24 protein-coding genes are annotated in these 24,191 nt (G+C 66.9%); 6 read left to right on the top strand and 18 right to left on the bottom strand.

Translation table 11 applies throughout. The annotated features are described in order from the left end of the window. Positions 1-81: 81 nt before the first annotated feature. Both AC5RWT_RS00590 and AC5RWT_RS00585 read right to left on the bottom strand, forming a co-directional pair. On the bottom strand, positions 82-978 hold the full coding sequence (locus tag AC5RWT_RS00590) for a cache domain-containing protein (protein WP_494078686.1): 897 nt from the start codon (positions 976-978) through the stop codon (positions 82-84). After that, entirely contained in the window at positions 975-1,760 is a 786-nt protein-coding gene (locus AC5RWT_RS00585) for a winged helix-turn-helix domain-containing protein (RefSeq protein WP_494078685.1), read from the bottom strand. The genes AC5RWT_RS00590 and AC5RWT_RS00585 overlap by 4 nt, the downstream gene beginning before the upstream one ends. A gap of 182 nt (positions 1,761-1,942) precedes the next feature. Here AC5RWT_RS00585 and AC5RWT_RS00580 point away from each other — a divergent pair, with 182 nt between their 5' ends. From AC5RWT_RS00580 to AC5RWT_RS00565, 4 genes are all read left to right on the top strand, one after another. After that, positions 1,943-3,010 carry an ABC transporter ATP-binding protein gene (locus AC5RWT_RS00580; RefSeq protein WP_494078684.1) on the top strand — a complete coding sequence of 356 codons (1,068 nt, stop codon included), beginning with the start codon at positions 1,943-1,945 and terminating at the stop codon, positions 3,008-3,010. A 44-nt stretch (positions 3,011-3,054) separates the two neighbouring features. After that, complete coding sequence (locus tag AC5RWT_RS00575; protein ID WP_494078683.1) at positions 3,055-4,251, top strand: extracellular solute-binding protein; 1,197 nt, start codon at positions 3,055-3,057, stop codon at positions 4,249-4,251. Between the two features lie 212 nt (positions 4,252-4,463). Then, positions 4,464-5,393, top strand: a complete 930-nt coding sequence (locus AC5RWT_RS00570) for an ABC transporter permease (RefSeq protein WP_494078682.1) — start codon at positions 4,464-4,466, stop codon at positions 5,391-5,393. A gap of 10 nt (positions 5,394-5,403) precedes the next feature. Next, positions 5,404-6,207 carry an ABC transporter permease gene (locus AC5RWT_RS00565; protein ID WP_494044375.1) on the top strand — a complete coding sequence of 268 codons (804 nt, stop codon included), beginning with the start codon at positions 5,404-5,406 and terminating at the stop codon, positions 6,205-6,207. Positions 6,208-6,303: 96 nt separating this feature from the next. Here AC5RWT_RS00565 and AC5RWT_RS00560 read toward each other — a convergent pair whose 3' ends face one another. The 4 genes from AC5RWT_RS00560 to AC5RWT_RS00545 form a co-directional block, all read right to left on the bottom strand. Beyond that, complete coding sequence (locus AC5RWT_RS00560; RefSeq protein ID WP_494078681.1) at positions 6,304-7,371, bottom strand: enoyl-CoA hydratase/isomerase family protein; 1,068 nt, start codon at positions 7,369-7,371, stop codon at positions 6,304-6,306. A 124-nt stretch (positions 7,372-7,495) separates the two neighbouring features. Continuing rightward, on the bottom strand, positions 7,496-9,283 hold the full coding sequence (locus AC5RWT_RS00555) for a DUF4389 domain-containing protein (protein WP_494078680.1): 1,788 nt from the start codon (positions 9,281-9,283) through the stop codon (positions 7,496-7,498). Positions 9,284-9,327: 44 nt separating this feature from the next. Then, on the bottom strand, positions 9,328-9,858 hold the full coding sequence (locus tag AC5RWT_RS00550; protein WP_494078679.1) for a flavodoxin family protein: 531 nt from the start codon (positions 9,856-9,858) through the stop codon (positions 9,328-9,330). Between the two features lie 379 nt (positions 9,859-10,237). Beyond that, positions 10,238-10,675, bottom strand: a complete 438-nt coding sequence (locus AC5RWT_RS00545) for a glutaredoxin family protein (RefSeq protein WP_494078678.1) — start codon at positions 10,673-10,675, stop codon at positions 10,238-10,240. Between the two features lie 152 nt (positions 10,676-10,827). Here AC5RWT_RS00545 and AC5RWT_RS00540 point away from each other — a divergent pair, with 152 nt between their 5' ends. After that, on the top strand, positions 10,828-11,595 hold the full coding sequence (locus AC5RWT_RS00540) for a SurA N-terminal domain-containing protein (RefSeq protein ID WP_494044370.1): 768 nt from the start codon (positions 10,828-10,830) through the stop codon (positions 11,593-11,595). Between the two features lie 161 nt (positions 11,596-11,756). On the opposite strand, the gene AC5RWT_RS00535 is transcribed toward AC5RWT_RS00540, so the two are convergent. From AC5RWT_RS00535 to AC5RWT_RS00485, 11 genes are all read right to left on the bottom strand, one after another. Beyond that, positions 11,757-12,347, bottom strand: a complete 591-nt coding sequence (locus AC5RWT_RS00535) for a GNAT family N-acetyltransferase (RefSeq protein ID WP_494044369.1) — start codon at positions 12,345-12,347, stop codon at positions 11,757-11,759. Between the two features lie 189 nt (positions 12,348-12,536). Beyond that, positions 12,537-13,793: a formamidase gene (gene fmdA, locus AC5RWT_RS00530; protein ID WP_494078677.1), complete on the bottom strand. Its 1,257-nt coding sequence runs from the start codon at positions 13,791-13,793 to the stop codon at positions 12,537-12,539. 40 nt (positions 13,794-13,833) lie between these two features. Then, positions 13,834-14,118, bottom strand: a complete 285-nt coding sequence (locus AC5RWT_RS00525) for an FmdB family zinc ribbon protein (protein ID WP_494078676.1) — start codon at positions 14,116-14,118, stop codon at positions 13,834-13,836. 31 nt (positions 14,119-14,149) lie between these two features. Further along, on the bottom strand, positions 14,150-14,785 hold the full coding sequence (locus AC5RWT_RS00520; RefSeq protein ID WP_494044366.1) for an AmiS/UreI family transporter: 636 nt from the start codon (positions 14,783-14,785) through the stop codon (positions 14,150-14,152). Between the two features lie 202 nt (positions 14,786-14,987). Beyond that, positions 14,988-15,353, bottom strand: coding sequence for a fluoride efflux transporter CrcB (gene crcB / locus AC5RWT_RS00515; protein ID WP_494078675.1), 366 nt, complete (start codon positions 15,351-15,353; stop codon positions 14,988-14,990). Next, positions 15,350-15,829: a fluoride efflux transporter FluC gene (locus AC5RWT_RS00510; RefSeq protein ID WP_494078674.1), complete on the bottom strand. Its 480-nt coding sequence runs from the start codon at positions 15,827-15,829 to the stop codon at positions 15,350-15,352. The genes crcB and AC5RWT_RS00510 overlap by 4 nt, the downstream gene beginning before the upstream one ends. Positions 15,830-16,007: 178 nt before the next feature. Then, a complete protein-coding gene (locus tag AC5RWT_RS00505) occupies positions 16,008-16,175 on the bottom strand; it encodes a hypothetical protein (protein WP_494078673.1) in 168 nt (55 codons plus the stop codon). Beyond that, entirely contained in the window at positions 16,156-17,928 is a 1,773-nt protein-coding gene (locus tag AC5RWT_RS00500) for a dipeptide ABC transporter ATP-binding protein (RefSeq protein ID WP_494078672.1), read from the bottom strand. Before AC5RWT_RS00500 ends, AC5RWT_RS00505 begins: the two co-directional genes overlap by 20 nt. Continuing rightward, on the bottom strand, positions 17,925-18,791 hold the full coding sequence (locus tag AC5RWT_RS00495) for an ABC transporter permease (RefSeq protein ID WP_494078671.1): 867 nt from the start codon (positions 18,789-18,791) through the stop codon (positions 17,925-17,927). Before AC5RWT_RS00495 ends, AC5RWT_RS00500 begins: the two co-directional genes overlap by 4 nt. Beyond that, on the bottom strand, positions 18,788-19,870 hold the full coding sequence (locus AC5RWT_RS00490; RefSeq protein WP_494078670.1) for an ABC transporter permease: 1,083 nt from the start codon (positions 19,868-19,870) through the stop codon (positions 18,788-18,790). Before AC5RWT_RS00490 ends, AC5RWT_RS00495 begins: the two co-directional genes overlap by 4 nt. 12 nt (positions 19,871-19,882) lie before the next feature. Beyond that, entirely contained in the window at positions 19,883-21,628 is a 1,746-nt protein-coding gene (locus AC5RWT_RS00485) for an ABC transporter substrate-binding protein (RefSeq protein WP_494078669.1), read from the bottom strand. A gap of 275 nt (positions 21,629-21,903) precedes the next feature. Here AC5RWT_RS00485 and AC5RWT_RS00480 point away from each other — a divergent pair, with 275 nt between their 5' ends. After that, a complete protein-coding gene (locus AC5RWT_RS00480; protein ID WP_494078668.1) occupies positions 21,904-23,334 on the top strand; it encodes an NtaA/DmoA family FMN-dependent monooxygenase in 1,431 nt (476 codons plus the stop codon). 110 nt (positions 23,335-23,444) lie between these two features. On the opposite strand, the gene AC5RWT_RS00475 is transcribed toward AC5RWT_RS00480, so the two are convergent. Continuing rightward, the gene (locus AC5RWT_RS00475) at positions 23,445-24,005 is read right to left on the bottom strand and encodes a type 1 glutamine amidotransferase domain-containing protein (RefSeq protein WP_494078667.1); all 561 of its coding nucleotides are present in this window, start codon (positions 24,003-24,005) and stop codon (positions 23,445-23,447) included. Positions 24,006-24,191: the final 186 nt, after the last annotated feature.

The following is a 24,191-nucleotide window of genomic DNA, read 5'->3' as shown; positions in this document are numbered from 1 at the left end:
AGTTTGGCTTACCGCCCGGAGGCAGTGTGGCGTCGGCTGTACGCCATCTTCCGAAGCCTGCCTTCGGAACTGCTCCCTTCGCTAGTTCTGGGGGTAGACAACCGCCAGCGGCAACCGGCCGCAGGCCAGTACGGCGAGCTGGAGGCCGGGGTATCGGTCGCCTCGGGGCAGCACGGTCCGCGCGCCCGGGAAAGACCGGCCCGCATCGCCGCCTCCGGACGCTTCCGGCGCGCCGCCCACGGGCTGCTCATCCAGCACGGTCTGCTCGTCCGCCACGGGCTGCTCGTTCGTCAGGGCCTGCTCTTCCAACACGGGCTGCTCGTCCGGCACCGCCGGCACGGCTCCCGGCGCCAGCAGCGTTCCGGCCGCCAGCTGCGGGTCGGCGGAGACCACCACCCGGCCAACATGGTTGACCAGGGCCGCGGCCGGGTGCAGTTTCTTTAGCGCCGGCAGCAGCACCGGTTCCAGTGATTCAACAAAGACGTCCGCGCCGGCCACGCCGACCCGTCGTCCGCCTGCTGTGACCGGGACCGTCATGGTCATGGTGTATTCGTCCGTGCAGAGGAAGTCGACGTACGGTCCGGTCACATGCGGCCGGCCGGTCTCCATCGGCTTGGTGAACCACTCACGCCGCATATAGGCGTCCGACGCCGACGCGAGGGCCGGCAGCACCAGCCGCTCCATGGATTCGCCCTGCCACCACGCCATATGCCAGGCCGCATCGGCCACCGCCTGGTCGGCTGCCACAAAGCCGGCGCCCACTACGGGCCACTCTCCGCGCCGCACCAGCGCTGCGGCCAGCGGCTGCATGGTGGTGGTGACCCGTTTGCAACCCGGTTGCTTCTGGGGATCGGCGAAGAGCTCTGCCAAAACCGGCACCCAGCCGGCCACATCGGTTAGGATTTCTTCGAAGAATCCGGTGACGTCGGCGAGCGGCTCCGCGTGACGTCCTGCAGCCAGTTCGGCCAGTGAGCTCATCCCGTTCTCCTTTGAGCGGTAGCGGACGTGGGGTCGGCGGGCCGGTCGGTCAGCCGGGCATGTTCATCGATCAGTGCCGCGAGGCCGGTTTGGATCTGGGCGGTCACGGTTTCGCGGGCGGCCGCCGGATCAGCTGCGGCGACTGCGTCGGCGATGCGCTCGCACATCGTCACCATGGTGGCGTCGAACTCGTCGTCCTCATGCAGCAGCGACATCAGCGGACCGAAGTCTTTGTAGAGCCGGACGAACTCACGCGTCAGCCGTGCCGACTGGCTCAATGCCGCCAGCTCCAGGAGGAATTCGCCGACCACGGCACCGCCCAGGCCCGTCGGGTGGGAACCGTGCAGGATCCGCCGCAGCGCCTCGGCGTCGTCCGGGTCGGCAAAATCGGCTGCCAGTTCGGCCGCGGTGGCCGCTATGGCGCGGTAGTGGATGGCCAAATCCCGGAGCTCCACCCGGCTCATGCGGCCCAGCCGGCCGCGGACCAGTTCCGCACGCCGTCCGGTTGGAACGGTGATGAAGGTGCCGCCCTCGCGGCCCCGTCGGGTGGCCACCAGCCCGCGGGAGCGCAGCCCCACGAGAGCTTCCCGTGCCGTCACCGTCGCCACGCCCATCGACGAAGCCAGCTCGGCCTCGCTGGGAAGCCGGTCGCCGTCGGCCAGCACGCCGGCGGCAATGCCTTCCACGATCCGGTCCTCGACCCGCTGCGCCTTGCCGCCCTCGCCCAGCGGGGCGAAGACCGCAGCGAGCAGGCGCTGGCGTGGCGGGGAGTCCTTGGGCATGCGGTAGATCCTTCCAGACGGACCGGCCGCTGAACGGCATGACGCGGCGAGGCCAGCCGCTGGAACGGTCCGTAACAAAGAATTTACACGATGTGACCGGCTTTACATTTAACATCTGCTTTCATAGGTTAACGCAGGACCATGTAACCCGCACCACATCAGACCCCCGAAAGGATCCAGCCGTGCAAGCCACAGCCACCTCCGCCACCACTGCCTCGGACGGCACGGCGGCCGCCGCTACACCGGCCATCTCCCTGCGGCAGGTGGTGAAGACTTTTGGCGAATTCACCGCCGTTCAGGGCCTTGACCTGGACATCGAGCAGGGCGAGTTCTTCTCGCTGCTGGGTCCCTCCGGCTCCGGCAAGACCACCGTGCTGCGGATGATCGCCGGCTTCGAGCTGCCCAGCTCCGGACGGATCGACCTGGCCGGCCGCGACGTTACCCGCAAGGCTCCTTTCGAACGCGACGTCAATACCGTTTTCCAGGACTACGCGCTCTTCCCGCACCTCACCGTGGCGCAGAACGTGGAGTACGGGCTCAAGCTGCGCAAGACACCGCGGACTGAGCGCCGCAAGCTGGTGGCCGAGGCGCTGGAGATGATCCGGCTGCCGCAGGTGGCCGACCGGCTTCCCTCGCAGCTCTCCGGCGGCCAGCGCCAGCGCGTCGCCCTGGCCCGCGCCCTGGTCCTGCGCCCGCAGGTGCTGCTGTTGGACGAGCCGCTCGGCGCCCTGGACAAGCAGCTCCGCGAACAGATGCAGGTGGAGCTGAAACAGATCCAGCGCACCGTAGGCATCACCTTCGTCTTCGTCACGCACGACCAGGAAGAGGCGCTCACGCTCTCGGACCGGGTGGCCGTGTTCAACGACGGCGTGGTGGAGCAGGTCGGCACGCCGGAGGATCTCTACGAACGCCCGGGCAGCCGGTTTGTTGCCTCCTTCCTGGGCAACACCAACTTGGTGGAGGGTGCACTCGCCATGCAGCTCACCGGCTCCGAGTCGCTGCTGAGCATCCGGCCGGAACGGATCCATGTCCGCCAGTTGGACGATCCGCTGGACTCCGACGGCCTCTCCACCGTCGAAGCGGTGATCGAGGAGATCATCTACACCGGCCCCGCCACCCGCTACGTGGCACGCACCGCCGGCGGGCAGAGCCTGATTGTCCAGGAGCAGAACGATTCCCGTGCCTCAGGGGCCCAGCGCGGCGACCGGGTCCGGCTCCAGTGGTCCTCCCGCTTCAACTACACCGTCTAAACCGCATCACCCGCATCAACTACGCACCGAAGGAAAGGCATTCCATGAAGATCACCAAGGCACTGCCGCTGGCGGCACTCGCCTCGCTCTCGCTGGTTCTGGCCGGCTGCGGCGGCTCCGCTCCCGCGTCGTCGGCCGGAGGCATCGAGGTCCCGGACATCCCCGCGGCCACCGAGGTGGGCGAGTCCGAGGGCGAAGTCAACATCATCGCCTGGGCCGGCTTCGTCGAGGACGGCTCCACCAACCCCGACGCCGACTGGGTCACCGAGTTCGAAAAAGAGACCCAGTGCAAGGTCAACCGCAAGGTCGGCGCCACCAGCGACGAGATGGTCCAGCTGATGCGCACGGGTGAATACGACCTGGTTTCCGCCTCCGGCGACGCCTCCCTGCGCCTGATTGCCGGCGGCGACGTCGCCCCGATCAACACCGACCTGATCCCGAACTTCGGCCACATTGTGGACGGCCTGAAGGGCCAGATCTACGACACGCTCAACGGCAAGAGCTACGGCGTGCCGATCGGCCGCGGCGCCAACGTGCTGATGTACAACACCGAGGACGTGCCCGAAGCACCGGACTCCTGGGAAGCCACCTGGGACCCGAACAGCGAATACGCCGGCAAGATCATGGCCTACGATTCGCCGATCTTCATTGCCGACGCCGCGGTGTACCTGATGGCCACGCAACCGGACCTCGGCATCACCAACCCGTACGCGCTGGACCAGGACCAGTTGGCCGCCGCGGTCGAGCTGCTCAAGACCCAGAACACCATCGCCGGCGAGTACTGGAACGATGCCCTGAAGGCGGTCTCCTCGATCTCCTCCGGCACCGCGTCGCTGGGCACCGGCTGGCAGGTCATCGTGAACATTGCCCAGGCCGACGGCGGCAAGGTCGAGTCCGTGCTGCCGAAGGAAGGCGCCACCGGCTGGTCCGACACCTGGATGCTCTCCGCGAAGTCCAAGAACCCCAACTGCGCCTACCAGTGGATGGACTGGGCGTCCTCCGCCGAGGTGAACGCCAAGATCGCGCAGAACTTCGGCATGGCCCCGGCCAACGCGCAGGCGTGCGAGGGCTCCAAGGAGAACGAGGAGCACTGCGCCACCTACCACGCCACTGACGAGGACTACTACAAGCAGGTCTGGATGTGGACCACCCCGGTGGAGCAGTGCATTGACGGCCGCACCGACGTCACCTGCACCAACTACCAGGAGTGGACCAAGGCCTGGACCGAGGTCAAGGGCTAGCCCTCCCCCGGCAGCCCACCCAGAGGCAGGGGTACGGCACGCGGTGAGCACCGCCGTCGTGCCCCTGCCCTGGGGTCACTCCCCCAGCACGACGCCGGTGCCCCGCCGGCCGTGCGCACCGCACCTTGATTAGCACCGCACCTGATCTGCACCGCACCTGATGAAACACCGCACCTGAAGGAGGATCGGCGGCCAGCCCGCCGGAAACCGCCATGGCAGCACCCACGATCGAACCGGAGGCCGAAGCCGGCAGCGTCCCGGCGCCCGGCAGCACGCGCAGCGGACTGGGCGACATGCTCTCCCGGCTGCTCTACGCGCGGCCGAAACTGCGGCTGACCGCGCTCCTGACCCTGCCGCTGGCCTGGCTGGGCGTGCTGTACATCGGATCCCTGATCCTGCTGTTCATCACCGCGTTCTGGACCACGGACTCTTTCACCTCCAAGGTGATCCCGGCGTTCACGCTGGAAAACTTCGTCGAGATCCTCACCGTGCCGGCGTACCAGCTGACCGCGTTGCGGACCATCGGCATAGCACTGGCCGTGACCGTGCTGTGCGCGGTGCTGGCGCTGCCGCTGGGGTTCTACATGGCCAAGGTGGCATCGCCGCGGATGCGGGCCGTGCTGGCCATTGGCATCACGCTGCCGCTGTGGGCCGGATACCTGGTGAAGGTGTTCTCCTGGCGCATCACGTTCATGAGCGGCGGCCCGCTGGACTGGCTGCTGGCGCCGCTGGGCATGACCGGGCCGGGCTACGGCACCGCGGCGCTGGTGATCACGCTGGCCTACCTGTGGTTCCCGTACATGGCCGTGCCGGTGTACTCGGCGTTCCGCCAGATCCCGGACAACCTGTTCGACGCTTCCTCCGACCTGGGCGCGAAGGCCTGGTCCACGGTGCGGACCGTGGCCGTCCCGCTGCTGAAGCCGGCGTTCATTGCCGGCTCCATCTTCACCTTCTCGCTGAGCCTGGGCGACTACATCGCCGCCCAGTTCGTGGGCGGGAAGACGCAGGTGATCGGCACCGTGATCGCCTCCAACATCAACCTCAACCCGCCGCTGGCCGCCGCGTTCGGCACCGTGCCCATAGTGGTGGTAGTCCTGTATCTCTTCCTGGCCCGCAAGTCCGGCGCCCTCAAGCAGCTTTAGGAACAGACCGATGAGACTCTCCTCCTCCGCCAAGGTCACCCTGCGCTTGTTCGCCGGCCTGGTGATGGCCGCCATCTACCTGCCGTTGCTGCTGGTGATCCTCAATTCCTTCAACGCCACCACCTCCGGCGCCTTCCCGATCACGGAGTTCACCACCCGTTGGTGGGAGGCCGCCTTCCACAACGAGGGCGTGCGCGAGGCCCTCTGGACCTCGCTGCGGGTGGCCGCGGTAGCCACCGTGATTGCGCTGCTGCTGGGCAGCATGATCGCGTTCGCGCTCTCCCGCTACGACTTCTTCGGCAAGAACACCGTGAACCTGCTGGTGGTGCTGCCCATCGCCCTGCCCGGCATCGTCACCGGCGTGGCCCTGAACAACACCTTCAAGACCGTGCTGGAGCCGCTGGGCATCGGGCTGGGACTGTTCTCGGTGATCGTGGGGCACGCGACGTTCTGCATCGTGATGGTGTTCAACAACGTGCAGGCCCGGCTGGGCCGGATGAACAAGGGCCTGGAAGAGGCAGCCATGGACATGGGCGCCAACGTGGTCAAGACCTTCTTCCAGGTCACGTTCCCGGGTTTCCGCTCCGCGTTCGTGGCCGGCGGCCTGCTGGCCTTCGCGCTGAGTTTCGACGAGATTGTGGTGACCACGTTCACCGCCCCGCCCGGCACCGAGACACTGCCGATCTGGATCTTCAACAACATGGCCCGGCCCAACCAGGCGCCGGTGGTCAACGTGATCGCCGCCGTGCTGATCATCGTGTCGATGATCCCGGTCTACCTGAGCCAGCGGCTGACCGGCGACGACAAGAAGTAGATACGGAAACGGCCGGCCCACTGCCGGCCGTCTTCGAGCCCCTAATTCGGCTGTGGCGGCGCGGGTTCCCGACAACCGGGCCCGCGCCGTCGGCGTTTAGCTTCCCGCTGCCGGTTCCGCTTGCACCGACGCGGCCAGCCCGAGTTCGTGCTCGCCGAGATCGGCGAAGTAGGACTCGACGGTGGCGCGGTCAACCTCGGCCAGGGTGGCCGGGTTCCACGTGGGGTTGCGGTCCTTGTCGATCACCTGGGCGCGGACGCCCTCGGCGAAGTCCGGGGCGGCGACCAGCCGGACCCCCAGCCGGTAGTCCTGGTCCAGCACTTCTTCGAGCGTCTCCATCTTGCCGGCACGGCGCAGGGCTTCGAGCGTGAGCTTCACCGCCGTGGGCGACTTCGCCGCGATCTCCTCGGCAGCGGCCTGGGCGGCCGGCTCCGGCGATTCCCGCAGGGCGGCGAGGATCTGCTCCACGTCGTCGTGCGCGTAGCACTCGTCGATCCACCCGCGCTCCTTTTCCAGGTCCGACGCCGGGACGTCCGTCCGGGAGAAGGCCGCCATGGCTTCCTGGGCCGGGGCCTCGGCGAGCGCGGCGGCCAGGGCCGGAAGCTCGGCGCTGTCCACAAAGTAGTCGGCCAGGCCCATGGCGATGGCATCGGCCCCGGTGCCGGTGCCGGCAGTGAGTGCCAAGTGGGTGCCCAGCTCCCCCGGCGCCCGGGAGTACAAGAAGCAGCCCCCGACGTCGGGAATGAAGCCGATGCGGGTTTCCGGCATCCCGACCTTGGTCCGCTCGGTCACCACCCGGTGCGAGGCGTGCGCGGAGATGCCGATGCCGCCGCCCAGCACCACGCCGTCCATGAACGCGACGATCGGCTTAGGGTACCGGGAGATCAGCGAGTTCATCCGGTACTCGTCTTCCCAGAAGATCTCGTCGCCGCCGTCCTTCATATGCCGGTAGATGGCCACGATGTCCCCGCCGGCGCACAGCCCCCGCTCGCCGGCGCCGGAGATGAGGACGCTCTCCACCGCGTCGTCCTCAGCCCACTCGTGGAGCGCGGCCGTGACAGCGGTGATCATCGAGTCGTTCAGGGCATTAATGGCCTTCGGCCGGTTCAGCACAATGTGTCCCAAGCGGCCGGTACGCTGCAGCAGAATCTCTTGAGTATTCATCGCAGCACAGCCTACCGCGGCAGGGCGTCAACGGGCAGGGCGCTGCTCGGCCGAAAAGGCGCTGGACCGAATGAACGACGGAGCCCCAACCGCCTTGCTGAGGGACGGCTGGACGATGGCCGGCTTAGGTGCCGGGCGGGCGATTGCCCTGCTCCGGCTCCCCGTTCCCCGGCGCGGCCGACCCTGGCCGAGGCGCTGCCCCTGGCGCTCCGGGCGTTGATCCCGGTCCGCCAGCACCTGACCCCGACGCTCCCGGCGCTGTCCCCGGTCCGCCAGCACCTGGCCCCGACGCTCCCGGCGCTGTCCCCGGTCCGCCAGCACCTGGCCCCGGCGCTCCCGTCGCTGTCCCCGGTCCGGGCGCCCAGTTTCCCGTTGCCGTTCCGGGCGTTCCAGGCATCCGTGGACCCTCGGGCGGTGCGGAAACCGGGGGTTCGTCGGCGCCCTGGTCAAGGCGGAACGGCGGGTACTCGTCGCGCATCAGCAGCACGTAGGCTGCCAGCCGATAAGCCCAACGGTTGAGCCCCATGATGAAGGCAAACATTTCATAGCGGTAGCGCGCCGTGAACAGCAGGATCACAGCGGTGATCAGGATGAGCACTCCCAGCAGGGACAGTCCCCAGGAGGACACCGATGCACCGTCGCCCCAACTGCGGCTCCAAACGAGTCCGCTGCCGCTGGTGAAGATGCCGACGATCAGCAGGTGCGGAATCGCCAGCAGCCACCACTTCACCAGCACCAGCCCGTGCGAGAGTCGCTGCGGATAGGCAACGTCCAGGTCGGCGGGATATTCGGCCGTGGCCAGCGTGAACGGCGGGTACCGGTCGGTGCCCAGCGCCGAGTATCCGTAGAACCCCACCCGCCAGGACCAGCGCAACACCCCGACGTTGAAGCAGAACCAGGACCGCGGGTACCGGCCGGTGAACAGGATGACGATTCCGGCCGCGATGGTGCTGATCACCAGCGCGAACCAGAGCAGCGCCAGGACAATGTAGTGCGGGATGACCAGCAACCACTTGACCAGCCATAGCCCCCGCGAGAGCCGGCTGTCCAAGTAGCCTGCCAGCCGGACGGGATACACCGACGTCGGCGTCCTCTCCCAGCCCGCGTTTCCGGCCAGGGTGGCGCCCGGGCCTTGGCCGGGGCGGGGACGCGCGAGGTCGATATTCCGGCCCAACCCCGCGGAACCGAGCAGTAGCAAGGGAATTCCGATGACCAGCGCGATGATTCCGGGGATCAGCAAACCGCTGCCGATCGGCCCCAGCAAATCGGAGCGCGCGCCGGCCTGCAGGTCCACCCAGACCGGACGGCTGGCATCGGCGTTCATCACCACCAGAGACCATTGTCCGGGTTGCACCTTCCAGGAGATCGTTTGAGAACCGGCGCCGGAGGCGGATTGGGTCCAGAAGTCCTGCTCCGCCGGTGCGGCGGGAGCGCGGTTGCCCGGCGTCGTCCGGTCGCGGTTGTCCCGCCAGGACATCTGCCCTTCCCCGGTTTGGGACCAAGAGGCACTACTGAGCCGAGTAACGGGCACGTCCCGCAGATAGGTCTGGACGTCGGAGGCCTTGGCGATGCCCACGAAGACTTCCTGGTCCGGGACCACGGCCTCGGCGCGCACCTGCACACTGGCAAGGTCACCGACCGGTGGCATGCCCTCGGACCAGGGGTCGACCATCACGGAGGGACTGGTCAGCGCGTACCCGGTGCTCTGGTATTGCCTGGTGCCGCCGGTCAGGTAGCCGCCGTCGCTTTGCGCGGCAGCAGCGCCCAACACGATCGATCCGGCGATGGTCATCCCTATCCCAAGCATGCTCAGCAGCACGCCAAGGACCAACAGGACCCAGTTGCCGGGCTTCATACGGGCCCGCGGCGGCCCGGGAGGGGGTGCGTACGGTGGGGCTGGTTGGGCGGTCATGGCGATCCTTTCGCACCGCGCCAAACCGTGGTCGGCGCGGCCGCCTAGGGCTGGATGGGCAGAATCTTGGCGGCCAGATCGGCTCCCCACTGACGCGCCCGGGCCTCCTCCTCCGGCATCAATTGGTTGGTAGAGGTGACCAGAAAGCTTTCCGGTTCGGCCAACAGTTCGAATCCGTGCCGGCGCAGGGCCTTGGCAATCGTGTGGCTGGCCCGGCCGGTGAATAGCGCGGGAGCTTTGATCCGGGTGTCGAAGGCGGCGGCCTTGCCGCTGCTTTTTCCCAGCGACGCCAACCAGTCGCGCACCGCCGGCCCCTGGGCCGCCGGGTCCATCTCCAGCTCATTCTTCGGGGCTTCCTTCGCCGCTGCCTTGCGGGTGGAGTCCCGGCTGAGTCCGTGCACGTGGGTAGGCGCCCCCACCACTAGAACGTCTCCGGGGCGGATCTCACGATCCCGTGCCGCGTCGACGGAGAAAACTTCAGCCGGGCAATGCGCTTCGGTCAGGCCGTGGCCGATGGCTCTCGCAATGTGGTGGGTATTTCCGTACATGGATTCGTAAACCACAACTACTGCCATGCTGTGTACCCTCTGCCGTGCCCTGGAAGACTCACCAGACGCCTTGGAGTCCGGCCGAGCGAGGGTCTCGGGCTTCGATGATGAGCCGCACCGGTCCGGCAACCAGGGCTTCAGCATGCGGTGCCAGGCCCGCTTGTTTGGGCACTTCGGCGTTAAACTGCGCGATTCCGCCGGTAGAACGCTGGGCGCTGACAAGGCCGATCAAGACATGCACTGCGGCACCACCCCCCCTTGGTGTGCTCCCCCATCCCGTCACATGACCGGCCCCCCGGCCCGAACGGCTGCAGGCACCATGCTACTCAGCCGCCCGGTACGTGGATAGGCCTAGGTGCAATGCAGGAGTACCGCATGTTGGCCCGGTGACTAACGACGGCGGTGCTCACCTCCCGGCGAGCGCCCGGCTGACAAGCCCGGGTTCCGGATTGGTCAGCACCTCGCCGCCCACCAGCACGGTGGGAACAGTTTCGTTCCCGTCGTTGTGATCCCGCACGAAGGCAGCGCCTTCCGGGTCCCGCCAGATGTTCACCCAGTGCGCGCTGCGGCCGCTGCGACCTAAGGAGGCCTTCAGCCGCAGGCAATAAACGCAGCCGGGCCGCCAGAAGATGACCACCCCGCCGTCGTCGTTCTTGTCTTTCAGCAAAGCCCACGGCTCCTGCCGGCCGCCGAAGAAAGGACTTACCGACCATGCGGCGGCCAGCAGAAGTGCGGCAACGACGATGCCCGCCAGCCAGTCTCCGTCCTGCCCGGAAGAGACCAGCATGGCCACCGCCGCAGCAGCAAAAGCGGCCGCCCCAAACCAGCGCTCAAAGCGTTTCATGCCCACAGACTACCCGGGGGCGCAACCGCGCTCCCGGCCGTGTTGGCGGGCGACTTGGGCAGCGGCGTCAAGGTTCCTCCCAGCTTTTGCCTTGCCCGCGCCCATCTGCGCAGGCTAACGTCGCACACTGGCCACCGAGATGGGAGATCAGTGTGACTAAGAAATGGTTGTTGAGTCTGGCTGTTGCCGGCTCCATCGCCGTCCTCACCGCTTGCGGCGGGGCGCCCGAGGACGGCGGCGCCAGCCCGGCCGCGTCGGCCGAGTCGAGCGCAGGCGCCGAGGGACAGGCGCAGATGCCGGAGCCGGACCTCAAGGACGTCCCGGATGTAGTGGCGGAAGTCAACGGCACCAAGATCACCAAGGACAAGTTCACCGCCGCCTACGAGGGCCAGTTCCAGCAGATGGCCATGCAGTCCCAGATGACGGGCCAGGAGGTGGACCAGGACGCGCTGAAGAAGCAGACCGCCGAAGCGATGGTCGGCACGCAACTGCTGATCCAGGAGGCCGACCACCGCGGCATCAAGGCGCCGCAGAAGGACGTGGACGCCGAGCTGGAGAAGATGGCCAAGGCCAACCAGTTCAAGACCGTCGATGAACTCCTTGCCGCCATCAAGAAGCAGGGCATGGACCAGAACGAGGTCAATGCCGAGATGGAAACCCAGGTCAAGGTGAACAAGCTGATCGCCGAGGAAGCCGGCGACACCAAGCCCTCCGAAAAAGAGCTGAAGGCCGCCTACGATCAGGCCAAGCAGCAGCAGGAGGCAATGGGCGAACAGTCCGGCCAGAAGGCCGAAGTTCCCTCCATGGAGGAAATGCGCCCGAACCTGGAAGAGCAGGTGAAGGCGCAGAAGGAATCCGAGGCGACCCAGGCGCTGGTCACCGACCTGCGGGAGAAGGCGGACGTCAAGATCCACCTCTGATTCTTCCCAAGCCAGAAGCGTTCGACGCCGGTGCCCGCCTCAGGTGGGCATCGGCGTCGTCATCTGTGTGCGGCACGCGCTGGCGGCAGCGGTAGTCCGCGCGAGAAGGCGGGGCCGCACTCCTTACTGGCCGCAGTCCCTACTGGCGCTCCGCGGCCTGATCACTGGCGGGCCGCGGACTGGCTGGCCAGCAGGGCCGGCTGCCGGACCGCCGCGTAGAGCAGCATGTCCCGGCGTTCACCACCGATGACCTGGTAGCTGCGCAGCAGGCCTTCGCAGCTGAAGCCGGCCGCTTCGGCGGTGCGGAACGACGCCGTGTTCCACGGCTCAATGTAGAGCTCCAGCCGGTGCAGCTCCGGGATGGTCCAGCCGAAGGATGCCAGCGCCGCCAGCGCGTCGGCCGCGCGGCCCTGTCCGCGGTGCACCGGCGCCATCAGGTAGCCGGCCGTGGCCCGGCCCTCCGGCAGGTAGGTCAGCCACAGCCCAATCTGGCCCAGCGCCCGGTCCGTCTGCGCGTCCGCCACTGCGAACGAGTACCCCGCGCCGGAGGTGAACCGGCCGTTCTGGCGCAAGATCCATTCCACCGCCTCGTCCTGCGGGCACGGCAACGGGATGGAACTGATCAGCGGAATGTACGGGTCCTCGGCCAGCTCCATGGCCAGGTGTGCGTCCTCGCTGCGGAACTGGCGCAGCACCACCCCGCCATGCGCCGGCGGGACCTCTGGCCAAGCGAGCGGCAGGCGTGCATCCATGACTTCGATTCTGCCAGTTGCCGCCGGCTTGGCCAGCGGTTGCGTCTCCGGGCCGGGCCGCTGAGCCCGAAGAACTCGGCGAGCGACCCTGCTGGAATCACTGCCAGTGGCCCCGATCCTTTCCATCGGAGCCACTCGCAGTGCGACTAAGCCACGGCCTCGGCAGCTGCCGAGCCAGAGGAGCGTGTGCTATTTGTTGGCGGCCGTGGGCGCTGCCATCTGCGATTCGACCTGGTGCGGTCCTCCTGCGGAGGGCCGGACGTCGAAGTCGAAAATCGAGGTGGGCAGGTACACGGTGGAACACGAGTTCGGGATGTCGACGACGCCGGACAGCCGGCCCTCGATCGGCGCGGCACCGAGCAGCAGGTAGGCCTGCTCCGGGCTGTAGCCGAACTTGGTCAGGTAGTCGATGGCGTGCAGGCAGGCCCGCTGATAGGACAGGTGCGAATCCAGGTACTTTTGCTCACCATCCAGTGTCACCGACGTGCCGGAGAACGCGAGCCATTCGCTGAACCGTGGATCCACGATGCCCGGCATGAAGATGGCGTTCTCGCTGACCCCGTACGTGTCCATGCCTCCCTTGATGAGATCGACGCGCAGGTCCAGGAAGCCGCCCATTTCGATGGCACCGCAGAAGGTGATCTCGCCGTCGCCCTGGGAGAAGTGCAGGTCCCCCATCGACAGGTTGGCACCGTCCACGAAGACCGGGTAGAAGACCCGGGTGCCCTTCGAAAAGTTCTTGATGTCCTGGTTTCCGCCGTTTTCACGAGGAGGCGCGGTACGGGCCGCTTCCCCTGCCACCCGGTCGAAATCGGATTGCGGCACGCCACCGAGGACGGCGTCTTGGGGAAGAGGAGGCAAGGCCAGTGGCGGCACCCTGTTCGGGTCCTTCGCGATGAGGTCGCCCTCGCGCTTGTTCCATCTGGCCAGCAGTTCCGCGGAGGGAGCCGTGCCCATCAATCCGGGGTGGATCAGTCCGGTGAACGAAACCTCTGGAACGTGCCGCGACGCGGCCACCTGGCCGGTGAAGTCCCAGATTGCCTTGTAGGCGTCCGGGAACTGGTCGGTGAGGAACCCGCCGCCGTTGTTTCGGGAGAAGATGCCGGTGTAGCCCCAGCCCTGTCCGGCCAATGGCCCGGAATCTTCCTGCGGGATCGGGCCCACATCCAAAATGTCCACAACCAACAGGTCGCCCGGTGCGGCCCCCTCGATGGCGAAGGGGCCGCTGAGTTTGTGCACGGTCGGAAGCGGGGCGTTGAGGATGTCCTCCGCCGAGTCGTCATTGACGATCGCACCGTCAAACCATTCACGGCAATGCACACGGAATACGTCACCTGGCCTGACCGTGGCCACCGGCGGAATCTCCGGGTGCCATCGGTTGTGGCCGACTTTCTCCTGGTCCTCGAATTTCTTTGTCGAATCAAGGGGGAATATAACCTCGGGCATTGTTCTCTCTCCTTAGGATGTTCGGCAAAAATTAGTTCTCTCAGTGCCTGGGCAGCTTTTGGTGCAGCGGGTTGGCGGTGTACGCCGTGCGATTCTTTCGCTTACCGGGCAGGCCGGTGACAACCGGCGGCTCGTGTGCACTGCGTTTAGCGTCGTCGATTAGCCGAAATTCCGCCGACCCGGCACGGGAAAGGTGCGGCGCGCTCATTTTCCGATGTGACGAAGTACCGCAGGCAGGGCAGGGCATCGAATCCGGCGCTGCACCCATTCCACAGATCAGGTCGAAAACCGCACATTCGGGGCACCGGTATTCGTAAATAGGCATCAGAAGCGGTTTCCTTTCCTGCTGCAACTCCCTAAGCAGTGGAGGCCGTGGCTGTATCTTCAGCGGTTGTTGAATGAGGGAAGCCCCTGCTGGCCAGGAAGAACGCCACGGCCAGGCAGATTGCTCCCGCGAGCGCCATGATCAGGGCACTGCCCCCGCCGGTCTCATACCTGTTCAGCAGCAGGAGGAACGCCGGGATGGTACCGGTCAGGAAGCTGACGAGAATGGTGAACCAACCGGTTGCGAGGGTAAGCGATACCTTGTGCAACCCCAGCACAAGAAAGAACATGAACCAGAGCACCGCCCAGATGAGCCAGATGGAGCCGAAGACCGGATCATGGACCGACGTGAACTGAATGATTCCAATGATCACGGCGCAGATGGCCACGAACAGGGAAAACCAGCCCAGCCCCTCCCCGGGGAAACCAGTGACTTGAAGAATTCCAACGTACAGGTACGTAAAGCCGAAAAGATACAACCCGGCTGCACCGAAAATCACCGCCGGGTCGTTATTTGCCTGCAGAATAATAAGCGTCGGGAAGACTACCTGCATGGTCCCGACAAAAAAGTTGAGGACCGCCGCCGACTTGCCCGGAATAAGCCCCACCAGCATGAGACCGTTGATGAACAAAACCGCACCAACGTACAATAAACCGACACTGCCCATGTTCGCTCCATGCGATACAGGTGATGATTGAGGTGTAGCTCTGAAGATGTGGTGCAGATCCCCCGCTTCGAGGGTTGCACACCACGCACCGTAATCGGCGCCCGGATAGCACGTGTTGGATGTTCGGGCCCAGCATAGTGGCCCAATTTCTGGAGTGTCAACGACGCGGCGTTTAACCTGCAAGGACGGGTTTAACCGACGGTTAAAGCAGCGTCAGGGCCAGTCCGGCGGCAGCTGCCGCAACGGTAACGATCAGCGTGCCCGCCGCATTGATCATCGCCAGGATCGGGCGGCGGGCTTGCAGGAGGCGGACGGTGTCCACGCTCGCCGTGCTGAAGGTGGTGTAACCGCCCAGGAAACCGGTTCCCAACACGGTCTGCAGGGCAGCCGGGGCACCGTGAAATATGACCGCTCCGGCGAGCAATCCCATGAGCAGCGAACCGCTGACGTTGACCAGTATGGTGCCCAGGGGCAGCTCGCCGCGGAAGCGTGAACTGATCAGCCCGCCGAGCACAAACCGGGCAACGGCGCCCGCCCCGCCGGCAAGCATCACCAGAAGGATGGTCATTCCACGTCCGTTTCGGCCCCGCCGGTGTTCCCGGGCTGGTTGGCGGCACGGCGAGCGGCAGCCACCCACACCCCGGCCGCCCCCGTTGCCAGGCCACCGATCACGGACAGCAGCATGAAAGCCACGGCGTCGGCAATCCTGTCGCCCGCCCAGAGGAGGTTGGCGTCCAGGGCAAGGGTGCTGTAAGTAGTGAAAGCTCCCAAAAATCCCGTGCCGGCGAGCAGCCGCAGTCTCTGTCGTACGCCGACGTCGGGGCCGCTCCGTGCGAGTGCTTCCATCAGTAGGCCGAGCGCGAATGCCCCGGAGAGATTGATGATCAGGGTCGGCAACGGCCAGCCGCCCGGTGAGGGGATCGCGGTATTCAACCAGTATCGGCACAGGGTGCCCAAGGCGCCGCCGCCCATGACCACCAAGATGGCGGGCAACTGCAGGTGCAGCGGTCTGGAGCCGGGGCGTTCTCGGCCGCCGCGGCTCACAGTCTCACCCTGCTGGGCAAATGGCTACGCAACAGCACATCAGCAAGTCTAGGGTTTCCGGCCGGGTTCAAGGGATAACCGACGTGGCGGAATTCTGGCTCGACGCTGCGGTTACCCGCTGTGCGCGGCCGGAACAGCGGTCAACAGTTGCAGCAGCGCCTCGCCGGGGGCCACCCCGTTAACCACGTAGTCGCCCACCGCCTGCTGCCGGTAGATGGCGGGGTGGCAGTCTCCGGTCCCGCTCCCGCTCCAGAGCGCCTTCGCGGATCCGGCTGAACACCGGCTGGAATATCGCGTCCAGTTCCTGGTCCGTGGCGGCGCGGTATTCAGAAATGGTGTGGGTCATGAGAGAGCTCCTTCGTGGTCGGTGTCCCGGTAGTAGCGGGCGCGTTCCGGCTGGCCCGTTCCAGTCCAAGCTGGGGCAGCGAGGCCAGTAGTTCGCGGGTGTACGGGTGCCGGGGTCGGTTGAAGACGTCCTCCGCGCTACCTTGCTCCACGGCCCGGCCGTCCTTCATCACCAGCACCCGGTCGCTCATGTGGTGGATAACGCCCAGGTCGTGGGAGATGAACAGGTAGCTCAGGCCCAGTTCCTGCTGCAGATCGGTGAGCAGGTCCAGCACCTGGGCCTGCACGGAGACATCCAGGGCGGACACCGCCTCATCCAGCACGATGACTTCCGGTTCCGGTGCGAGCGCCCTGGCAATGGCGAGGCGCTGGCGCTGGCCGCCGGAGAGCTGAAGCGGGTGCTTGGCCAGGTGCTCCACCTGCAGGCCGACCTGGCCGGCCAGCTCCAGCACCCGGGCCGCCCGCTCTGCTTCGCCGGGATAGTCCTGCCGCGCGATGGCGTCGCAGAGAATCCGTTGCGCGTTCCAGCGCGGGTCGAACGAGCTCAGCGGGTCCTGGTAGACCACGGTGACCGAGCGACGGCGGGAACGCCGGGCGGCGGTCGAGATTCCGGTCCATGCTGCACCGTCCAGCAGCACCCGGCCGGCATCCGGTTCCAGCATCGCCAGCGCGATCTTGGCCGTGGTGCTCTTGCCCGAGCCGGATTCGCCGACGATCCCGAGCGTCTCCCCCGCCCGGAGTTCAAAGGAGACAGCGTCGACGACGGTGCGCACCACGCCGTCGTGACCTTGGTAGCTCTTCACCAGTCCCTCCGCCTGCAGCACCGGCGGGGCGTCACCCGGGCGTGCGGTCCGGCGACGGCGGCTGGTGGCGGTGATGCGGGCGCGGCCGTCCCTGCTCAGCGGGGTGCCCTTGGTGTGTTCGGACGGAATGGCGTCCAGCAATGCCCGGGTGTAGTCGTGCTGCGGGTGGTACAGCACCTGGCGGGCCGTGCCCTGCTCCACGATGGCGCCGCCCTGCATCACGGCCACGTGATCGGCCAGGGTGGCCACCACGGAGAGGTCGTGGCTGATCAGCACAATCCCGGTGCCGCGTTCCTTCATTCGGCCCAGCAGCTCCAGAATCTGCGCCTGCACGGTCACGTCCAGTGCGGTGGTGGGCTCGTCGGCGATCAGCATCTTGGGGTCCAGGGCGATGGCGGAGGCGATCAACGCCCGCTGGCGCAGTCCGCCGGAGAGTTCATCCGGGCGCTGCCCGGCGCGCAGTTCCGGCTGCGGGACGCCCACGCTGGCCAGGAGTTCGACGGCGCGCGCGGCCCGGGAGCGTTGGTTGCCCCAGCCGTGCAGCCGCAGCGCCTCTTCGATCTCCTTGCCCACCGGGCGCAGCGGATCCAGCGAGACCAGTGCGTCCTGCAGCACGAACCCCACGTCCTTGCCGCGCAGCCCGCGCCACTGCCGCTCCCCCAGCGTCCCGACCCGGTGGCCGGCCAGTTCCACCTGCTCCGCCTGCACCGACGCGTTGGCGCCGGGCAGACCCACCAGGGTGCGCGCGGTGACGGACTTGCCGGATCCGGATTCGCCGACGATGGCCAGGCATTCGCCCGCGGCCAGCCGCAGGTCCACGCCCTTCACCACATGGTTCAGCCGCGCGTCCCTGCCGCGGCCGGCGCGGAAGGAGACGTTCAGGTTCCGGACCTTCAGCAGTTCCTGCCGGAGGGTGCCGGCGGCTGCGGTGTGTTCCAGCGTGGCGGTCATGATCGGGCTCCTTCAAGCTTCTTCTGCAGGTGGTGTCCCAGCACGGTGGCAGCCAGCGCAATGGCGACGATCGCCAGACCCGGCATCACTTCCAGCCACCAGGCCCGGGTGATGAACATGCGGCCGGCATCCAGCAGCGCACCCCATTCCGGCGACGGCGGGGCAACGCCCAGGCCCAAGAAGGCCAGGCCGGACGCCCAGACAATGGACTGCCCGATGCCCAGCGTGACGACGGCGACCAGCGGGCGCATGGCGTTGGGGAAAACGTGCTGGCGCAGCACCGTCCGGCGGCTGTGTCCAAGCGCGTGCGCCGCCTCCACGTACCCGGAGTTCTTCACGGCGAGGACCTGGCCGCGGATCATCCGCGCGTAGCCGGGCGCGGTGCCCAGCCCGACGGCAACAATCTGGGTGGTGACGCTGGGGCCGTAGACGGTCACGAACAGCATGGCCAGCAACAGCACGGGGAAGGCGAACAGGACCTCGAGGCCGCGGTTGATCAGCCCATCGAAAACCTTCCCGCCGAGCCCGGACACCACGCCCAGCACCACCGCGATGGCCATGGACAGCCCGGTGGCGCCGAGCCCGATCAGCAGCGACTCCCGGGTTCCGTAGACCACCCGGGTATAGAGGTCGCGGCCGGACTGGTCGGTGCCGAACGGGTGGGCCAGGCTCGGCGCCTGCAGCGCGTTGGGCAGGTCGATGGCGAACGGATCGCGGCCGGTGAGCAGGTGCGGTGCCAGCGCGGCCAGCACAAAGAAGAGCACGACGGCGGCCGCCACCGCCGGGAGCAGCGGAACCTCGCGCAGCCGTTGCCACGCGACGGCGGCGACGTTCGCGGGTGCGTTCAGGGTGGAGGTGCTCATGAGTTCTTCAGCCTCGGATCTATGAGTGTGTAGGCGATGTCCACCAGCAGGTTGGCCAGCACGTAGATGGCGGCGATCAGGATGACGATGCCGCAGACCACTGGCAGGTCGCGGGAGTTGACCGCGGTGACCAGGACCTTGCCCAGTCCGGGGCGGCTGAAAATGCTCTCGGCAATCACCGCGCCGGAGAACAGCGAGCCCAGCGCCCAGCCGGACAGCGTGACGCCGGGCAGCACAGAATGCCTCAGCACGTGGCGGAGCCGCACGCCGGTGTCCCCCATGCCGCGCATCCGGGCGGACAGGGCAAACGGCTGGTCCATGCCCTTTTCGAATTCGGTCCGAGTGACCTGGCCGAGGAATCCGGCCAGCGGGATGCCCAGCGTCAGGGCGGGCAGGACCAAACCGTCCAGGCCGGTGCCGCCGACCACCGGGAACCAGCTCAGGTTCAGCGCGAACACCACCAGCAGGATCACGCCCAGCCAGTACTGCGGCAGCCCGGCCGCCACGGCTTCCAGCCCGGAGGCCACCGAGGAGACCACCCGGCTGCGTCGGGCCGTGCCCACGATCACCGTCGCGGAGATGAGCCAGGCGACCAGCAGCGAGGCGAAGGTCAATCCGATGGTGGGCCCGACCTGGTCGCCGATCACTTCGGTGACCGGCTTGTGCAGCTGGTAGGAGACGCCCAGGTTGCCGGTGGCCAGATCGGCCAGGAAGCGGAAGTACTGCACGATCAGCGGGTCGTCGAACCCGTACTTCGCGTTGATCGGTGCCAGTTCCGCCGCGGTGCGTTGCTGGACCTGACCGGCGAGCTGGTTCAGCAGCAGCGTGGCGCGGTCGCCGGGCAGCAGCGCCTGGATCAGGAACGTGAAGGTGGCGGCGGCCCAGACCACGCCGACGGCGGTCAGCAGTCGGCCGCCGGCCCGGCGCAGTCCCGGCGAGGTCAGCAGGTTGTTCGGCCGCGGCCGGCACCGTCCCGGGTGATCGCCCGCGCCGCCGGTGCCGCCGCCCGCGGTGGAGGCACCGCCGTCGTGCGTTGGATCCTGCGGGAGAAGGCCGGTGCTGTGCTTGAGGGTGCTCATGGCGGCCGCTCCTTACTCGGTGAAAAAGGCGTCGTGGAAGACCGGCTCGCCCTGCGATGCCTCCAGCCAGACGTCCTGCAGCTTCTGGCTGGTGGCCACGGAGGAGGTCTGCGTGTAGAGGCCCACGGCCACCGCCTCGTCGCTGAGCCGCTGCTGGGCCTGCGCGTAGAACGTGTTGGCTTCCTCGGTGCTGGGCGCCGAGTTCGCCTTCAGGATCAGGTCCTCGATCTCCGCGTTGTTGTAGAACGCCGTGTTCGCGTAGTTCGGGTTCTTGGCGGTGTTCTGCCGGAAGTTGATGTAGAGGATGCCGGCGGTGGGGCTGGTCCAGTAACCCAGCTGGGCGTCGTAGCTATCCGGCGTGGAATAGGCCCCGCCGAACAGGTCCGCCTGCGTGACCGGCACCAGGTTCACCTTGAAGCCGACCGGCTTGACCTGTTCCTGCAGGTTTTGCAGCGCGGTGGCGCCTTCGGTGGTGACGATCGAGTTCAGGCCGAAGGCGATGTCGATGGCCAGCTCCTGGCCGTCCTTGGTGCGGACGCCGTCCGCGTTGCGTTCGGTCCAGCCGGCCTCGTCCAGCAGCGCGTTGGCCTTGGCCTGGTCGAACGGATAGTCGTCGGCGATGTCCGGGTTGTAGCCCGGGGTGCTCTGGCTGACCGTGCCGTTGGGCTCGAACGGGACCACGCCCAGGAACGCCGAATCCACCACGGCCTTGCGGTCCGCGCTGTAGGCGAAGGCCTGGCGGACCTTGGTGTCCGTGAACGGGCCCTCCACGGTGTTCAGCGAGAGCGTGACCGGACGGCCCGGCGTGATGTACTGCTGCACCCGGAACTGGGACTTGGCCGTTTCGAAGTCCACGGTAGGTACTTCGCCGATGGCGTCCGACTCGCCGCTGGCCAGCGAGCCGAAGCGCGAGGTGTTGTCCTGCACGAAGGACCAGACCACCGAATCCACGTAGGCCGGGCCCTGGTGCTTGGCGTTCTCCGGCGCGGAATTGTAGTCCGGGTTCTGGTTGAACGTCACGGATTCGCCGCGCTTCCACTCGCCCACCGTGAACGGCCCGGAACCGATGGGAGCCTCGCAGTTCTGCTGTTCGGTCCGCTCCTTCAGGGCGGCGGCGGACTGGATGCCGAAGTAGCCCTGGCTGAGCGCCGAGAGCAGCGGCGAGTACGGCGCGGACAGCTTCACTTCCAGCGTGCTGGAGTCCAGGGCCTTGCTGGACTCGTAGTACTCCTGGATGTAGGCCTGCACGGTGCCGTTGCCGCCGCTGGTCCAGTATTCAAAGTTGTCGCTCACGGCCTGCGCGTCCACCGGTGTGCCGTCGGTAAACTTCACGCCCTCCTTCAGCTTGAAGGTCCAGGTCAACTGGTCCTCGCTGACACTCCACTCCTCGGCCAACCAGGGCACGATGCTGCCGTCCTCGGTCTGCGACACCAGCGAATCCAGCACCTGCCGCGACAGGTAGGCCTGCTGGACCCAGCCGCCGTAGATGCAGGGTGGTTCCTGCAGGTGGGCGTAGCGGATGGTCCCGCCGTCCACTTTCTCCCCCGCGGCGGCGCCGGCCGCTCCGCCGGAGCCGCTGCCGCATGCCGTCAGGGCCAGCACGCCGAGGAGTGCGGCGGCGGAGGACGCTCTGCCGCCCGGCCCCTTACCGCGTTTGTGGCGCAGGCTGGCGCCCAGGCTGGTGCCCAGGCTGGTTCGCAGCCGCGGGCGGCTCGAGTCGGAGGTGGGCGGCTGGTACGCCGGCTGGCGATTTGTCACGGTGCTGCTCCTTGGGACGGCCGATCTGGATCGGTCAGCTAGATGGGTGGAGACAGTCCAACCCACGCCCGGCACCCGGCCAAAGTTTGTTGCGGCAGCCGGCCTCCGCCGTCGTCATCCCGTCACGGCGGGACACAAAGCGGCAATGTTGCGTCACGCGGCGCCTTGGAAACTACGACGGCGACACACAACTTCCGCTGCCCCGGGGACGGACGCCAGCATCGTGGACACAAGGAAACCGCCACGAGGACACCCCGAGGACAAGGACAGCCGTCATGCCCAAGCCGCTGCATTTCAACGCGTTCGTCATGAACACCACCAGCCACATCCACCACGGCCAGTGGCGCCGACCCGATGCCGGGCAGACCGAATTCAACGACGTGGATACCTGGATTGGCCTCGCGCAGACGCTGGAGGCCGCCAAGTTCGACGCGATGTTCTTCGCAGACGTTTCGGGACTCTACGGTGACCCGGAGGCCGACTTCGACGTCTACGCACGCGAGGGCCTGCAGATCCCGTCGAACGATCCGACCGTGCTGCTCGCGGCGCTCGCGGTACACACCCAGCACATCGGGTTGGCTACGACGTCGAACGTTGTGCAAAACCACCCGTTCAACTTCGCCCGGCAGATGAGCACTCTGGACCACATCTCCCGCGGGCGGATCGCCTGGAACATCGTCACCGGGATTAACGAGAACGCCTCGCGCAACTACGGCCTCCCGGCGCTGACGGACCACACCGAGCGCTATGCCTGGGCCGAGGAGTACGTCGACGTCGTGTACAAGCTTTGGGAGGGTTCTTGGGACGAGGGCGCGCTGCTGAAGGACAAGGAGGGCGGCCGCTTCTCCGACCCGTCGAAGATCCACAAGATCTTCCACCAGAGCGCCCGCTACCGGGTGGAGGGCCCGCACCTGCCCGCACCGTCGCCGCAGCGCACACCGGTGCTGTTCCAGGCAGGTTCTTCCACATCCGGCCGCGAATTTGCCGCGCGCAACGCCGAGGCCGCGTTCATCATCGCGCCGACCCGGGAGGTCGCACGGCAGATCGTCGCAGATACCCGACGCCGGGCTGCCACCCACGGCCGGCTGCCGGAGGACATCAAGTTTTTCGCCGGGCTGTCCTTCATCATCGGCGAGACGGAGGCCGAGGCGAAGGCGAAGGAGGCAGAGTACGACTGCTATGTCTCCGTCGAGGGCTACCTCGCGCACATGGCCATCCTGGACCGCACGGGCCGGGTCTACCCGCCAAAGACCCCACTGTCGGAGGTGGACACGAACACATCCAAGGGCTTTACCGAGTGGCTTTCCAAGGCCATCACCGGCCGCGAGCCGCTGATCGAGGACCTGGCCTGGCTGCAGGCCCGCAACTCGAGAATTGTCGGCACACCCGAGCAGATCGCCGACGAACTGGAGCTGTGGCGCGACGCCGGTGTGGACGGCATCAACGTGATCAACTGGGTGATCCCGGGCTCCTTCGAGGAGTTCGGCGAGAAGGTCATGCCGGTGCTGCGCGAGCGCGGCCTGGCCCAGAGCGAGTACGCCGAGGGCCCGCTGCGGCAGAAGCTGTTCGGCTCTCCCCTGCTCAACGACCGCCACCCCGCTGCCGGCTACCGCGGTGCTTTTGCCAACGGCCCGGCCAGCTGGGAGGAAGCCGGAACTGCCGGGGATGGCGGCGCGGCGGTAGTTTCAGACTCTGCCGCGGTCTAAGGAAAGCTGCCGTCCGGCTCTCACGAAGGGCCGCCGGGATCTTCTCGCAAAAGTGTGCGGTGTGAAATCGACCTTCACACCGCACACTTTTGAGACCTTTGGGTCGCCGTTCAGGCGGTTTCGGCGAGTACCTGCTTGATCCCGTCGACGAACTGGTCCAGGTCACCGGGGTTGCGGGAGGTGATCAGCGTCCAGCCCTGTTCACGGTCGATCACCACGGGTTCGTCGTTCCATTGGCCGCCGGCGTTCGTGATGTCCGCCTTGAGCGAGATGTACGAGGTCAGCGTCTTTCCTCGGGTGCGTTCGGTTTCCACCAACAGCCACGGCCCGTGGCAGATGGCGGCTATCGGCCGGCCGGATTCGGAGAAGGACCGCACGATTCCCTGGGCATCCGGGTCCAGCCGCAGCGCGTCCGCATTCAGCGTGCCGCCGGGCAGCACCAGCAGGTCGTAGTCGCCGTCGGACACATCGGGCAAGGGCTTGTCCACCGCGATTTTCTCGCCGCGTTCCCAGTCTCCGACCAGGGTTTCCACCTCGCCGGCTTCGGGTGCCGCGATGAGGACATCGACTCCGGCTGCCCGCAGTTTTTCCACCGGAACCTTCAATTCGTCCTGCTCGACGCCTCGATTGCTGACCGCAACCAAGACTTTTTTGCCTGTAATTTCGGGCATGGTTTTCCGTCCTTCGTTCGGGGATCTTGGGACGCTTTCCACCTTGCCACCGTTGGGAAGTGGTGCCAAGGACCCTGTCCCCAGCCAGGCCCGCCGTGGGGGCCTCGGCGCCATTGTGCCTCTTGACGTACCGAAACCGCCGGGATGCACTTGAAATCAGCGCACCGCCGCTTTCCCTGCGCCGGT

The organism is Arthrobacter sp. Dra40 (assembly GCF_059091905.1).
The sequence above is the reverse complement of the archived record's forward strand: the minus strand, read 5'-3'. Positions and strand labels throughout refer to the sequence as shown.

Coding starts and splice junctions, on each gene's coding strand:
- AC5RWT_RS00590 (WP_494078686.1), bottom strand. CDS start 978: ATGAGCTCACTGGCCGAACTGGCTGCAGGACGTCACGCGGAGCCGCTC.
- AC5RWT_RS00585 (WP_494078685.1), bottom strand. CDS start 1,760: ATGCCCAAGGACTCCCCGCCACGCCAGCGCCTGCTCGCTGCGGTCTTC.
- AC5RWT_RS00575 (WP_494078683.1), top strand. CDS start 3,055: ATGAAGATCACCAAGGCACTGCCGCTGGCGGCACTCGCCTCGCTCTCG.
- AC5RWT_RS00570 (WP_494078682.1), top strand. CDS start 4,464: ATGGCAGCACCCACGATCGAACCGGAGGCCGAAGCCGGCAGCGTCCCG.
- AC5RWT_RS00565 (WP_494044375.1), top strand. CDS start 5,404: ATGAGACTCTCCTCCTCCGCCAAGGTCACCCTGCGCTTGTTCGCCGGC.
- AC5RWT_RS00560 (WP_494078681.1), bottom strand. CDS start 7,371: ATGAATACTCAAGAGATTCTGCTGCAGCGTACCGGCCGCTTGGGACAC.
- AC5RWT_RS00555 (WP_494078680.1), bottom strand. CDS start 9,283: ATGACCGCCCAACCAGCCCCACCGTACGCACCCCCTCCCGGGCCGCCG.
- AC5RWT_RS00550 (WP_494078679.1), bottom strand. CDS start 9,858: ATGGCAGTAGTTGTGGTTTACGAATCCATGTACGGAAATACCCACCAC.
- AC5RWT_RS00545 (WP_494078678.1), bottom strand. CDS start 10,675: ATGAAACGCTTTGAGCGCTGGTTTGGGGCGGCCGCTTTTGCTGCTGCG.
- AC5RWT_RS00535 (WP_494044369.1), bottom strand. CDS start 12,347: ATGGATGCACGCCTGCCGCTCGCTTGGCCAGAGGTCCCGCCGGCGCAT.
- fmdA (WP_494078677.1), bottom strand. CDS start 13,793: ATGCCCGAGGTTATATTCCCCCTTGATTCGACAAAGAAATTCGAGGAC.
- AC5RWT_RS00525 (WP_494078676.1), bottom strand. CDS start 14,118: ATGCCTATTTACGAATACCGGTGCCCCGAATGTGCGGTTTTCGACCTG.
- AC5RWT_RS00520 (WP_494044366.1), bottom strand. CDS start 14,785: ATGGGCAGTGTCGGTTTATTGTACGTTGGTGCGGTTTTGTTCATCAAC.
- crcB (WP_494078675.1), bottom strand. CDS start 15,353: ATGACCATCCTTCTGGTGATGCTTGCCGGCGGGGCGGGCGCCGTTGCC.
- AC5RWT_RS00505 (WP_494078673.1), bottom strand. CDS start 16,175: ATGACCCACACCATTTCTGAATACCGCGCCGCCACGGACCAGGAACTG.
- AC5RWT_RS00500 (WP_494078672.1), bottom strand. CDS start 17,928: ATGACCGCCACGCTGGAACACACCGCAGCCGCCGGCACCCTCCGGCAG.
- AC5RWT_RS00495 (WP_494078671.1), bottom strand. CDS start 18,791: ATGAGCACCTCCACCCTGAACGCACCCGCGAACGTCGCCGCCGTCGCG.
- AC5RWT_RS00490 (WP_494078670.1), bottom strand. CDS start 19,870: ATGAGCACCCTCAAGCACAGCACCGGCCTTCTCCCGCAGGATCCAACG.
- AC5RWT_RS00480 (WP_494078668.1), top strand. CDS start 21,904: ATGCCCAAGCCGCTGCATTTCAACGCGTTCGTCATGAACACCACCAGC.
- AC5RWT_RS00475 (WP_494078667.1), bottom strand. CDS start 24,005: ATGCCCGAAATTACAGGCAAAAAAGTCTTGGTTGCGGTCAGCAATCGA.